The 12,540-nt window shown below is 65.1% G+C and carries 12 protein-coding genes and 1 pseudogene; 5 read left to right on the forward strand and 8 right to left on the reverse strand.

Going from position 1 to position 12,540, the window contains the following annotated elements:
• Positions 1–16: 16 nt before the first annotated feature.
• Together ACVWZM_RS16550 and ACVWZM_RS16555 are read right to left on the reverse strand one after the other, a co-directional pair.
• Positions 17–910 (reverse strand): ABC transporter substrate-binding protein, encoded by an 894-nt coding sequence (locus ACVWZM_RS16550; RefSeq protein WP_076824695.1) that lies wholly within the window; start codon positions 908–910, stop codon positions 17–19.
• A gap of 204 nt (positions 911–1,114) precedes the next feature.
• A pseudogene (locus ACVWZM_RS16555) lies at positions 1,115–2,813 on the reverse strand (putative bifunctional diguanylate cyclase/phosphodiesterase).
• 219 nt (positions 2,814–3,032) lie between these two features.
• Between ACVWZM_RS16555 and ACVWZM_RS16560 the strand changes: the two are divergent.
• On the forward strand, positions 3,033–3,317 hold the full coding sequence (locus ACVWZM_RS16560) for a hypothetical protein (protein WP_456853899.1): 285 nt from the start codon (positions 3,033–3,035) through the stop codon (positions 3,315–3,317).
• A 7-nt stretch (positions 3,318–3,324) separates the two neighbouring features.
• Here the strand turns inward: ACVWZM_RS16560 and ACVWZM_RS16565 are convergent, their stop codons facing one another.
• The 3 genes from ACVWZM_RS16565 to mtgA form a co-directional block, all read right to left on the reverse strand.
• On the reverse strand, positions 3,325–3,960 hold the full coding sequence (locus ACVWZM_RS16565) for a hypothetical protein (protein WP_168859167.1): 636 nt from the start codon (positions 3,958–3,960) through the stop codon (positions 3,325–3,327).
• Positions 3,961–4,103: 143 nt separating this feature from the next.
• Positions 4,104–4,289, reverse strand: coding sequence for a 50S ribosomal protein L32 (gene rpmF / locus ACVWZM_RS16570; RefSeq protein ID WP_021077536.1), 186 nt, complete (start codon positions 4,287–4,289; stop codon positions 4,104–4,106).
• 160 nt (positions 4,290–4,449) lie between these two features.
• Positions 4,450–5,121, reverse strand: coding sequence for a monofunctional biosynthetic peptidoglycan transglycosylase (gene mtgA / locus ACVWZM_RS16575; protein ID WP_028337347.1), 672 nt, complete (start codon positions 5,119–5,121; stop codon positions 4,450–4,452).
• A 199-nt stretch (positions 5,122–5,320) separates the two neighbouring features.
• Between mtgA and ACVWZM_RS16580 the strand changes: the two genes are divergently transcribed.
• Positions 5,321–6,241, forward strand: a complete 921-nt coding sequence (locus tag ACVWZM_RS16580; RefSeq protein ID WP_076824685.1) for a polyprenyl synthetase family protein — start codon at positions 5,321–5,323, stop codon at positions 6,239–6,241.
• 18 nt (positions 6,242–6,259) lie between these two features.
• Complete coding sequence (locus ACVWZM_RS16585; RefSeq protein ID WP_225162686.1) at positions 6,260–6,940, forward strand: DUF1345 domain-containing protein; 681 nt, start codon at positions 6,260–6,262, stop codon at positions 6,938–6,940.
• Between the two features lie 78 nt (positions 6,941–7,018).
• Here the strand turns inward: ACVWZM_RS16585 and ACVWZM_RS16590 are convergent, their stop codons facing one another.
• Positions 7,019–7,453, reverse strand: coding sequence for a GFA family protein (locus tag ACVWZM_RS16590; protein WP_456853901.1), 435 nt, complete (start codon positions 7,451–7,453; stop codon positions 7,019–7,021).
• A gap of 250 nt (positions 7,454–7,703) precedes the next feature.
• Between ACVWZM_RS16590 and ACVWZM_RS16595 the strand changes: the two genes are divergently transcribed.
• Both ACVWZM_RS16595 and ACVWZM_RS16600 read left to right on the forward strand, forming a co-directional pair.
• Positions 7,704–8,078 carry a nuclear transport factor 2 family protein gene (locus ACVWZM_RS16595; protein ID WP_016847513.1) on the forward strand — a complete coding sequence of 125 codons (375 nt, stop codon included), beginning with the start codon at positions 7,704–7,706 and terminating at the stop codon, positions 8,076–8,078.
• Between the two features lie 108 nt (positions 8,079–8,186).
• The gene (locus tag ACVWZM_RS16600) at positions 8,187–9,794 is read left to right on the forward strand and encodes a Na+/H+ antiporter (protein WP_456853903.1); all 1,608 of its coding nucleotides are present in this window, start codon (positions 8,187–8,189) and stop codon (positions 9,792–9,794) included.
• A gap of 157 nt (positions 9,795–9,951) precedes the next feature.
• On the opposite strand, the gene ACVWZM_RS16605 is transcribed toward ACVWZM_RS16600, so the two are convergent.
• Together ACVWZM_RS16605 and ACVWZM_RS16610 are read right to left on the reverse strand one after the other, a co-directional pair.
• On the reverse strand, positions 9,952–11,292 hold the full coding sequence (locus tag ACVWZM_RS16605) for a Rieske 2Fe-2S domain-containing protein (RefSeq protein ID WP_456853906.1): 1,341 nt from the start codon (positions 11,290–11,292) through the stop codon (positions 9,952–9,954).
• 163 nt (positions 11,293–11,455) lie between these two features.
• Entirely contained in the window at positions 11,456–12,349 is an 894-nt protein-coding gene (locus ACVWZM_RS16610) for a TauD/TfdA dioxygenase family protein (protein WP_229192010.1), read from the reverse strand.
• Between the last annotated feature and the right edge of the window lie 191 nt (positions 12,350–12,540).

Below are 12,540 nucleotides of genomic sequence, written 5' to 3' on the forward strand. Positions count from 1 at the left end.
TTGCCGGTGCTGGGGCCTACTTGACCGTCAGCAGACCGGGCTCGATCAGGTTCTCCGGATCGAGATTCCACTTCTTCAGCAACGCGAGCTGATCGCCCGATTTGTAGATCTCGGTCAGCGCCGCCTTCACGGCATCGCGGAAGGCCGGTTTGTCCTTGGGCACGCCGATGCCGACTTTGTACGGGATCGTCACCGCGATAGCTTTTTCGAGCTTGTCCGGATAGGCCTTCACCGCATTGTCGACGGTGTTGACGTCGTTGACATAGGTGTCGGCGCGTCCGGCCAGAATCGCCTGGATGCAGTTGGCGTTGTTGTCGTAGAGCTGAATGGTCGGCTCAGGCTTGCCCTCCTTCTTGCACTCCGGCACGAGCGCCTGGATCAGCGGAACTTCAACGTAGCCTGTGTTCTCGGCCGCTGCCGCACCGCACATCGAGGTGTTGATGCCGGAGATCTTCTTCGGATTGCCCTTGGCGACCAATACGCCGTCGAACACCTTCGAATAGGTGATGAAGTCGGCCGCCTTGGCACGCTCTTCCGTGGCGTAGATGTCGGAGATCACAATGTCGGCCTGACCACTGGACAGCGTGGTCAGAAGTGCGGCGAAGGTCACCGCCTTGTAGGTCAGCTTGAAGCCGAGGCATTCGCCGATCTGCTCGCCGAGATCGATATCGAAGCCGACATATTTGCTCGGATCCTTCGGATCGATCGACTCGTAGCCCGGCGTATGCGGATTGATTGCGTTGACGAGGGTCTTGCCCTTCCAGTCCGGATACTTTGCCTGCAGCTCCGCACAGGCGGCCGGCGCAGCTGCCCTGGCGTCGGTTGGAGCACCGACGCCCACAACGAGCAATGCCCCTAACGCTGCGATGTGCATGAGTTTGTACGCGCGCGGAAAAGATAACGTGACCATTCGATCCTCTTTCGACGTTGTCATGGCGCAAGCCACGGTCCAAACCTCGAAGAAGTAAACGGCGGTCTCCGGCGGAAAACTTGTCTGGGGACGCACAATTAATTGGATGAACTCCCGCCAAACCTTGGGCAGGACGCGCTCATATTTTGAGCAATCCCTTTCGCGGGTATCACGACCGATATTGTGAAACGGCCTATGGCCGCTTCAGCCCGTGGCGGGCACGGGCTTCTCCGCCGACGCGTTCCACGGGCGGTCCGGCGAGGCGAGGCCGATCAGGCGGCCCTGGATGAAGTCGCAGCCCCATTCGCGCAGCATCACGGCGGCTTCCTCGTCCTGCACCCATTCGGCGACCGTCCTGATCTCGAGGCGGCGGGCGAGATCGATCAGCGTTTGCACGAAAGCGCGGTCGTCGGCCGAACGCACGATGTTCTGCACGAAGGCGCCGTCGATCTTCACGATGTCGACGCCGAGCTTGCGCAAGTTGCGGAACGAGGTGTAGCCGGCGCCGAAATCGTCGATCGCGATCCGGCTGCCGAAGTTCTTCAGGCGCGTGACAAAGCCGCGCACGTCGTCGATATCCTGGATCGCCACCGTCTCGGTGATCTCGACGATCAGCCGCTCGCCGACGCCGGGATGCGCGCGCATCAGGGATTCGATGGTGGCCCACCAGTCCGGATCCATCGTGGTGTCGGGCGAGATGTTGAGGCTGAGCTGTACGCCGGGAGCGGCAGCGAGCTCGGCGATGGCGAGCTCCAGCACACGGTGATCGACCAGCCGGATCAGGCCGAGCCGCTCGGCGACCGGCACGATATCGGGCGCGAGCAGCGCGCGGCCGGTCGTCCTGCTCCATCCGGACCAGGCACTCGTAAAACGCGGGCTGCCGCAGGCGCGCATCGACCACGGGCTCGAAGCCGATCACGATGCGGCGCTCGTTCAGCGCGGTGACGATCTCGTCGGTGACGCGGATGTTGACGCGGCGCTGGGCGTCGCGCTCGACATTCGGCTTCCACAGCGCGAACGATCCGGCGCGGCGGCTCTTGGCCGCGTCCAGCGTCTCCTGGGCGCGATTGACCGCCTCCTCCGCCGACCGCGCATGGCGGGGAATGGTGACGGCGCCGATCGAGACCGTCACCGATACCGGGCCGGACTTGGTCGGCACCACCTCGTCGCGCACCGCGGCCAGGAAGCGCTCGGCCGCGACATTGGTGTCGTCGACGGTGCAGTTGCGCAGGATCAGGCCGAACTTGTTGCCGGAGAAGCGGCCGAGCATGTCGCCGCTGCGCAGCCGCGCACGAATCCGCTTCGCGACCTCGGCGATGACGGCGTCGGCGACATCGAAGCCAAAGGCATCGTTGACGCGCGCGAGGTGATCGATGCCGATCAGCATGAAGGCGCAGGAGGAGCGGAAGCGCGCGCACTCCTCCATCGTCTCGGCGAGCGAGGCGATCAGATGGGTGCGGTTGAGCTCATTGGTCAGCGGGTCGTGCCGCGACAGCTTCAGCAGTTGCTCGTCGCGGGCATGCCGCTCATTGTTGATGCGGACGACGCCCTGCACGCGCGCCGGCCTGCCGTCGGCGCCGGCAAACCAGCAGCCGGTCTCCTCGATCCAGATCACCGGCGCCGAGGTGACGGCCCGCACGCCATATTCGATCCGGTAGGGAACGCCCTCCCCGCCGCGTACCGGCGCCGGCGCGGACTGGCCCAGCGCATCAGTACGAACCGAGCGCGATGGCTCGATCAGCTTTGCAAGCTCGGCACCGCTCGCCAGCGCCGCGACCGGGATATCCGGGAAGACCGCCGCCACATTGTCGCTCCAGGCGATCGCATCGCTCGCGAGGTCCCAGGCGAATGTCGCTTGGCCGAGCGAGGCGAGGATGCTGGCAGCTGGCGGGACAGGGGGCATCGAACATGTCTCGATTTGGGACGGCGCCCGGTGATTCTACACGCTCTCAAGATAGTGGTTCCGGCGAATCCAACGCTAGGTGAAGTTGATAAATAATCTGGAAACCACGTTTTCGACTGTCCGGGAACGAACTGGGGACGGCGGGCATGACCCTTGCCACAGGGGTGTTGCGGAGGGCCGCAACGTCCCAAACTATGACGCTGCAACGGGTCGCAGACGATGCCGGATGTCGATCAATCGGAAATCCTCGACGGCGAGTGCACCGGCGATGCTGCGGCGGCCAGCACGGCGCTTGTGCCGCTGGCCGCGACCACCCATTGGGCGCCCAAGATCCCGCTGCCGCATGCCGATCCGTCGTTTGTGGCTCACCTGATCGCAACCGCCGCACACGAGCCGCAGACGCGCGGGCAGCGGCGTGGGTCATTGGCCGACGCGCAGAGCGCTTACGGCCCGCATGTCGACGAACGCCGCAGCGTGGCGCGGCGGACTCGGCAGATCATCTAGGAAAATATCAGCGCTGCGGCGTGTCCGACGGCGGATGGCCGCCCGGCTGCAAATCCGGCGAGGTCACCGTCGGCTTTGGCGCGGACTGATCGAGCAGCACGGATTCCGCAACCGACGTCGCCGAGGGGACCGGTGCGGCCGGTGGCGGCGCGGCAGGCGCCGGTGCTGCGACAGGCGCGGGCTCGGAACGCGGCGTGGGCGCCTCTGCCGGCGGCGCGGGCTGTGGCGCCTCGGGTTGCGGCCTGCTGACGCTCGGTGCCGCAGGCGCGACCATCGCACGGCGGCGGGTGCGCAGCGCAATTCCGGAAATGAAATCGACCAGCGCCAGCAGCGTGAGCAGGCCATAGGTCGAGTTGCCGAATTTCGGCCAGAGCACGAATTCGGCGGCGGCGGCGCCGAACACGATCAGCGACAGCAGATGGTCGGTGAGATATTTCGCGCCGGGGCGCGCGCCCTTGATGACCTCGAGCAGCAACAGCAGCACGGCGGCGGCGAGCAGCATGTCGCTGAGCGTGATCTGCCACTGCTCGCCCGACAGCAATGTCAGCCTGATCAGCGGGTCGGTGAACGACACGCCGGGCATCAGGAAAGCGATGATGTTGTAGACCGCGAGCGGAACGAGCAGCAGCGGAAAACCGACCATCGGGGCTTGCGCCTTATTCAGGGAGAACCAGCAATGCGGCGATGCTCATTGGCCTCGCCGCGGACGCGCCCGTCTTGGCCGCACTCGTTGACCGAATTCAGGCGCCGCGCCGCATGGCTGCGGCGCGTAGGCCGAATGTCCGATCAGGACTCTTTCTTGGCCTTCAGGACCTGGCGGCCCTTGTACATGCCGGTCTTCAGGTCGAGGTGGTGCGGACGGCGCAGTTCGCCGGAGTCCTTGTCCTCGACATAGGTCGGGGTCTTGATCGCATCGGCCGAACGGCGCATGCCACGGCGCGACGGCGAGGTTTTTCTTCTGGGAACGGCCATGACGGTGTCCTCTAGGGGTGTTGCGGAGGCATCGTCCGAAATGGGGACGAGCGCACAGCGCTTCAAAGCGCCAGCTGCGATGCCGGTAAGGCCGCGCTTATAGAGGAAGGCACTGCGTAAAGCTAGGGCCGGAGACAGCAAAAAGCGTCCGAAATCGGCCTCAGGAGCCGCGATTTTCGCGCCAGCAGCGCGTCACGGAGTTGGCCCGGACCATATAGGTGGCGGACAGCCTGCGGACCCCCGGGCCGGGGTTCCGGGCGCTCCTCTTGACCGGATTCGGCAGGATCGCGGCCAAAAGCGCGGCCTCGCGGGCTGACAGCCCAGCGGCGGACCGGCCGAAGGCATATTGGGCGCCGGCTTCGGCGCCGAACTGGCCGGACGGGCCCATTTCCGCGATATTGAGGTAGATTTCCAGGATCCGCTGCTTGGGCAGCACGAGATCGATCCAGAGGGCCAGCGGCAGTTCCAGCCCCTTGCGGATCACGCTGCGGCCGGACCACAGGAACAGGTTCTTGGCGACCTGCTGGGTGATGGTCGAGCCGCCGCGGGCCACCTCGCCATCCTCGGCGTCGTCGAGCACCTCGCGCAGCGCGCCCCAGTCGATGCCCCGATGCTTGCAGAAATGAGCATCCTCCGAGCCGACCACGGACCGCACCAGATAAGGCGACATCGCGCCGAAATCGATCCAGTGCCGCGTCACCGGGGCCCCGCGCAGGGTCCGCCACGCCATCAGCGCCGAAACCGGATGGCCGGTGCGGTAGAACGGCGCCACCAGATACGGCAGCAACAGCAGGGCCAGCAAAAGCAGCAATAAAATTCGGACGATGCGCAAAACAGGGGTTTCCGGGGAGGACCATTCCAGGAAGGATTTGGGACCCGCCCGCCAGAACACGGCCGGCGCCGTCGACGTCTGCGGGATAATTCACGGTTTTTCCAGCACTTTTAAGGCGCATTCCGTCGCAGGGCGGGAATTGACGAAGCCGATGCCATCAACGATTGTCCGGCCGAAAATCGATCTGGAGCAATTCTTAATGACGACCGGTACTGCAGAGTTTTCCAAGCGGCTGGACCAGACCGCGGAGGATACCGAAGCCCTGCTCGCCAAACTGCTGTCCGACGCGACCGAAAGCGATGAGATCGTGCGCCCGAAGCGGCTGATCGAGGCCATGCGCTATTCGAGCCTCGGCGGCGGCAAGCGGCTGCGGCCGTTCCTCGCGGTCGAGAGCGCGGCGGTGTTCGGCATCCCACGCGAATCCGCGCTGCTGGTCGGCGCCGCGCTGGAATGCATCCACTGCTACTCGCTGATCCACGACGATCTGCCGGCGATGGACAATTCCGATCTGCGCCGCGGCCGCCCGACCCTGCACAAGGCCTATGACGACGCCACCGCGATCCTCGCCGGCGACGCGCTGCTCACCATCGCCTTCGACATCATCACCCGTGATGCGATCCACAAGGACGCCCAGGTCCGCCTGCTCCTGACCCGCGCGCTGGCGCGCGCCTCCGGCGTCGGCGGCATGGCCGGCGGCCAGATCCTCGACCTCGCCGGCGAAGGCCGCTTCGGCGACCGCGAGCCGGTCGACGTCGCGCGCCTGCAGCAGATGAAGACCGGCGCGCTGCTCCGCTTCGGCTGCATCGCCGGCGCGATCCTCGGCCAGTCCTCGCAAAAGGAGTACCAGGCGCTCGACGATTACGGCAAAGCGCTCGGTGAAGCCTTCCAGATCGCCGACGATTTGCTCGACGTCGAGGGCGACGCCGCCGCGCTCGGCAAGCCGGCCGGCGCTGACGCCGCGCTCGGCAAGACCACCTTCGTCACCCAGCTCGGCATCGATGGCGCCAAGCAGCGCGTCCGCGATCTCCTCGCGCGTGCCGACGCCGCGCTGTCGGTGTTCGGCGACCGAGGCGACGTGCTGCGCGCGGCCGCCCGCTTCGTCGCCGAGCGCAAGAACTAGCCGAGAGCACAGCGCGAAATGAACAAGGAGATCGACGACCGCCTTGTTCGCTTCCGCAAGCTGCCGCTGCCGGTCCGCGTCGTCGTGGGCCGGCCGCGCACCTTCGGCTCGATCGCTTTCGGCATCCTGGCTGCGCTGCTGGTGCCGGGAGCACCGCGCATCGTCACGCGCCTGCTCGCGGGCTGGGATGCCTTCGCCGCGCTATATCTCGTGCTGGCCTATGTGATGATGCTGCGCTGTGGCGTCGCCCATATCAAGCGAAGCGCCATCCTGCAGGACGACGGCCGTTTCCTGATCCTGCTGCTGACCGCCTTCGGCGCGCTGGCGAGCCTCGCCGCCATCGTGTTCGAGCTCGGCGCATCGAAGGGCAGCCCGGCCGGACTGGCGCTGGCAATCGTCACCATCACGCTGTCATGGGCCTTGGTGCACACCGCGTTCGCGCTGCACTACGCCCATGAGTATTACCGAGGCAAGACGCCCGGCGGATTGCAGTTTCCGAGCGGCGAGGAACATGCCGACGCCGATTACTGGGACTTTGTCTACTTCTCGTTCGTGATCGGCATGACCGCGCAGGTCTCAGACGTCGGCATCACCGACAAGATCATCCGCCGCACCGCGACCGTGCACGGCATCATCTCGTTCGTGTTCAACACCGCGCTGCTCGCCCTGATGGTGAACATCGCCGCGAGCGCAATCTAGCTGCGCGGCATGATGAGATGCCGTGCGCAGGGCGGTCGGCAAGGGCTACAAGCAGCACGCCGATGACGTCGTGCGAATTTATTCCCCGCCTTGCGTCACGTGCTCCTGATATTGCGGCAGATCGTCCGATATCGCGTACCACGGCGCCTTGGAGCCGACGAAGATATGGGCGGTCGGCCGGATCGCCGGCGCATCGCGCAGCGTACCCATCGCGACATGGACATAGGCGCCGCCGCGGACCTGCGAATAGAGCAGCGAGCCGCAGCGGCCGCAATGCGCGTCGTGGGTGAGTTCATCGCCATAGATCAGGAGCTCATCAGCGCCGCTGACCACGGTGAATTTGTCGCGCGCGATTCCCGCGAATGGCTTGAACGCCGATCCCGTGGTGCGCCGGCAGTTCGAGCAGTGACAATTGAGCGCATAGGCAAACGCGTCGGCCACCTCGTAGCGCACGTCGCGGCAGAAGCATTCGCCGGTCAGGATATGTTCGTTCGAATTTGCAGATGCGGTCACAACTCGTCCCTCACGCAGAATTTTGTCGCCGGCCATGGCGCAATCTAGCGGTTCATGGCTAAATCCTAGCATTGTGTCTCTGACAGTCCATTCCGTCATTCCGGGGCGCGACGAAGTCGCGAAGCCGGAATCCAGAGGTTGTGGATCGAGATTCCGGGTTCTCGCTTCGCGAGCCCCGGAATGACACTGAGTGAATCACGCGTCAGAGACGCAACACTAACAGATCAAACCCTGCCGGGAGGACCAACCGATGAGCCAAGATCGATCCAGCGTCGAAAGCGTCGTGCAAACCTATTTCGACGGTCTCTACGAGAGCAATGCCGACAAGCTCGCCGAGGCTTTTCATCCGAGCGCCGATTTGCGCTGGGTGGAGAAGGGCGAGCTGAAGGTCCTGACCGTGCCGGACTGGCTTGCCCTGGTGCGCAAGCGCACCTCGGCGAAGGCCGAAGGCAAGCCGCGCGAGGATTTTATCGTCACCATCGACCGCTCCGACGACAACACCGCCTTCATCAAGGTGCGCTGCCAGCTGCCGCCGCGCTATTTCACCGACTATCTGGTGGCGATGAAGCTCGCCGACGGCTGGCAGATCGTCTCGAAGTCCTACCGCTACGACCTCAGGGATTGATCGATCGGGCGCGGCGCGCCCGCGACGGCTTTGTGACACGCCCTCCGCGGTCCGGCGCCGGCCGGACCGCATTGACTGGCACCGGTTTCCGGGCGAATTGAGCCCGTTATGGAAGCCAAATTTCAGATTTTTCTCACTTTGCTCGGCGTGCTGGCGGGAACCGCCCTGCTGGCGCGGCGGACCGATATCGCGCCCGCGATCCTGCTGCTGCTGGTCGGCATCGTGCTCGCCTTCGTGCCGGGCATGCCGTCGCTGGAACTGCCGCCCGAGCTGGTGCTGCTGGTGGTGCTGCCGCCGCTGATCTATTCGGCGAGCGTCGCGATGAGCTGGCGCGAGTTCAAGGCCAACCTGCGGCCGATCATCCTGCTGTCGGTCGGCTGCGTGATCTTCACCGCCTTCATGGTCGCAACCGCGACCCATTATCTGATCGGCCTGCCCTGGAGCATCGGCTTCCTGCTCGGCGCTATCGTCGCGCCGCCGGACGTGGTCGCCCCGCTGGCGATCGCCCGCAGGCTCGGCATGCCCCGCCGCATCCTGGTGGTGCTCGAGGGCGAAGGGCTCGCCAATGACGCGACCGCGCTGATCCTCTACCGCTTCGCGCTCGCCGCGATCACCACCGGGCTGTTCTCGCTGCCGAAGGCGACCGGCACTTTCCTCGTCATCGTCGCCGGCGAGATCGCGTTCGGCACCGCGGTCGGCTGGCTCAGCCTGCGCGCCCGCCGCCGCGCCCGGGATCCGCAGGTCGAGATCACGCTGTCGCTGATCACGCCCTATCTCGCCTACTGGATTCCCGAACATTTCGGCGGCAGCGGCGTGATCGCGACCGTCGCCTGCGGCCTCTACATGAGCTGGAACGGGCCGCTGTTGATCTCGGCCGCGACGCGCCTGCAGGGCATCTTCTTCTGGGACTTGATCATCTATCTGATCGAGGGCCTGCTGTTCCTCTTGACCGGCTTCCAGATGCGTTCGCTGTACGAGAAGTCGAAGTCGTTCCCGCTGCACGACATCCTCACCGCGACCGTGCTGGTCGCCGTCATCGTGATAGTGGCGCGCTTCGTCTGGGTGTTTCCCGGCACCTATCTGCCGCGCTGGATCAGCCGACGCGTGAGCGAGCGCGATCCGCTGCCGTCGTGGCGGGCGGTGTTCGTGGTCGCCTTCACCGGCGTGCGCGGCGCGGTCTCGCTCGCCGCGGCGCTGGCGCTGCCGCTGACATTGCCGAGCGGAGACGCCTTCCCGTATCGCGACCTGATCCTGTTCGTCGCCTTCGGCGTGATCTTCGTGACGCTGGTCGGGCTCGGCCTCACTCTGCCACCGGTGGTGCGCTGGCTCGGCCTCGTCAGGGACGGGCGCAGCGAGCACTTCGCCGAGCACGAGCAGGAGATCGCGGCGCGGCGCGAGGCGCTGAACGCCGCGCTGAAGTCGCTCGATGCCATCACCGACGACCGCGAGCTTTCCGACGAGGTGATCAAGCTTTTGCGCTCACGGCACGAGATCCGGATCAACCAGCTGCCCGACTCGCTCAATCCCGACACGCACGACGTTTCCGCCACCGGCACCGAGCTGACGCGGGAGCTGATCGCCTCCGAGCGCAAGTTCATCCACATGCTGCTGCGCGACGGCAAGATCACCGACGAGACAAGGCGCCGGATCGAGCGCGACCTCGACCTCGAGGAAGCGAGCCTCGCCAACCGCGAGTATCGCAGGATTCCGTTGTAGCGCGTGTAGCGCGCGGTATCCCTCCCCACGTCGTCCCGGCGCAGGCCGGGACCCATAACCACCGTCGCTGGCTTGGCGAAGGTTCGGGCCACAGCGCATCTCAACAATATCCAACGGTGGTTATGGGTCCCTGCTTTCGCAGGGACGACAGCAGAGATTACTCCGCCGCGGCGTTCTGGCCGGGACCGCCGACGAAGCCGGCGGGATCGCCGAACCGCTCGATCATGACGGCCGTGAGGTCCTTGGTCTTGCTGGTGACGCAGGCGCCGGAGCGCACGGTGTAACGGTCCTGATGCTGAGCATGCGGCGGCGCCTCGCCCTTCTGCAGCGCGCGCGCCGCCTCCATCATAAGCTTGCGGAAATGCATGATGCCGAGATCGGTCGGGCCGAGATGCTCGCGGGTGCGGTCGGCGATCGGGCCCTGGCTGTCCTGCACCGCGGCGTCCTGCTCGGAGACGCCCTTGATGCCGGTGTAGCTCTTGGTCCGCTGCAGCTTGCGGTCGATCAGATAGTCGTTGGCCTTGTTGCGCAGCGGCACGTAGTTCTCGTCGACGACAGCCATCACGCCGTTGCCGTTGGCGTAGCCTTCGCGCTCGGCATCGGTCAGCGGCCGGTGCGGATTCCACGCATAGGTGTAGATCCAGCAATTGGTGTCGGTGACCGGCACGAAGGTCTGGCCGAACATGTTCTCGCCCGGCATCGAGCTCGGCGCGTAGCTGTGGAACGGCATCAGGAACTGGGCGATGCGCCAATAGATGTTGTCGCTGCCGGTGAGCCGTCCGCCCGCCACCGTGAGGCCGGCCTCATGCGGATTGATCTTGATCACCGGGCGCGGGTCCTCGGCGATCCAGCGCATGTGATCGGTCGCGACCCGGGTCAGCGGGTTCACGAAATGCTTCTTGATGTCGAGGATCTCGTTCTCCTCCTTCTCGAAGGAGAGATGCGCGAAGGTGAAATGCGCGGTGTCGATCGAGCCTTCCACCGCCTGCACCCAGTTGCAGTCCTGCCACTTCTTGGTGACGAAGCGGTGCGAGGCCGGCAGCAGCGCCATCTCCAGCGCCGGCAGCTCGGGCATCTGATCGGCCGGACCCATATAGGCCCAGATCATGTCGCCCCATTCGCGCACCGGATAGGACTTGATCCGGATCAGGTCCTTTGCGTTGAGGTCGGGATACGAGGTCGGCATGTCGACGCAGCGGCCGTCGGTATCGAACTTCCAGCCGTGATAGACGCAGCGGATGCCGCATTCCTCGTTGCGGCCGAGCCAAAGATTGGCGCCGCGATGCGGGCAGTACTGGTCGATGACGCCGACCACGCCTCTGGTGTCGCGGAAGGCGAGCAGCTCCTCGCCCATCACGACGATCTTCTTCGGGTCGCTGTCCGGCTCCGGCAGTTCCTCGGACAGCAGCACCGGAATCCAGAACCGCCGCAGCAATTCGCCCATGCCGGTCCTCTCACCGGATTCGGTGAGGAATTTGTTGTCCTCGGCGCGAAGCATGGGCGGTCTCCCGAATTTATTTTCGTTGTAGTTCGTAGGATGGGTGGAGCGCAGCGATACCCATCAACTTTTCGAGCCACACGATGAGACGATGGGTTTCGCTGAGTTTATCATCGTGCCGCGCGTTGCGCGGACCCGTTGGCTCTACCCATCCTACGAAATCTCACACCGGCCGCTCTCCCTTCACGGTGACGCGGGTGCCGGAGCGGGTGTGCGGCCAGTAATCCCACATCGCGCGATGCTGGGCGCAACGGTTGTCCCAGAACGCGATCGCGTTCTCGGTCCAGCGGAAGCGGCACTGGAACAGCGGATTCTCGGCGTGCTGGTAGAGATAGGCCAGCATGGCGTCGCTCTCGTCGCGCGGGATGCCGACGATGAAGCGGGTGAAGCCGCGATTGACATAGAGCGACTTCTTGCCGGTCACCGGATGGGTGCGGACCATCGGATGCTCGGCGCGGGGATATTCCCGTTTGTCGGCGACGCCGTAGTTGGCATACAGGCCACGATAGGTCTGCTCGCCGTCATGCAGCGCGGTCAGCCCGTCGAGATAGGCCTTCATGCGGTCCGACAGCGCCTCATAGGCGGCGTACATGTTGGCGAACAGGGTGTCGCCGCCGCGCGGCGGGCACTGCTTGATGTAGAGGATCGAACCCATCGGCGGCTCGAGATCGCAGGACACGTCGGTGTGCCAGCCCTCGCCATTCGCGCGTGGCGAATCCTTGTCGGCATAAATCTTCATCAGCGCCGGATCGCCCTCGTTGGGCGCGGCCGGATGCACATGCAGCTCACCGAACTTGCGGCCGAAGGCGAGATGCTGGTCGGGACTGATGTGCTGGTCGCGGAAGAAGATGACGAGGTTTTCGGCGAGCGCGCGATGGATCTCGTCCATCTGGCGGTTGGAGCGCGCATCGTCGCCGACCAGCTTGCCGATATCGACGCCGGAGATCTCCGCGCCGATGATCGGCGTCAGCTTCTCGACGCCGATGGTCTCATAGGGCTCGGATTGGTCGGCGAGGTGGCGATAGCGCGGACCCTGCTTGCCGGATAGCGAGCTCATGGGCGTTCTCCCAATCATTCTTGATTGGGAGCATCGTAGCGCGCATCGACGGAAGCGCAATCTGCGCCTCAAACATATCTGTCGTCCCGGACAAGCGCAGCGAAGCGGAGCGCAGATCCGGGACCCATAACCACAGGACCGGGTTTTGCGGAGGCTGGTAACCCGCATCTCGCGCCACAACCACGTCCTGT

The sequence above is a fragment of the Bradyrhizobium sp. USDA 4501 genome, assembly GCF_054062115.1.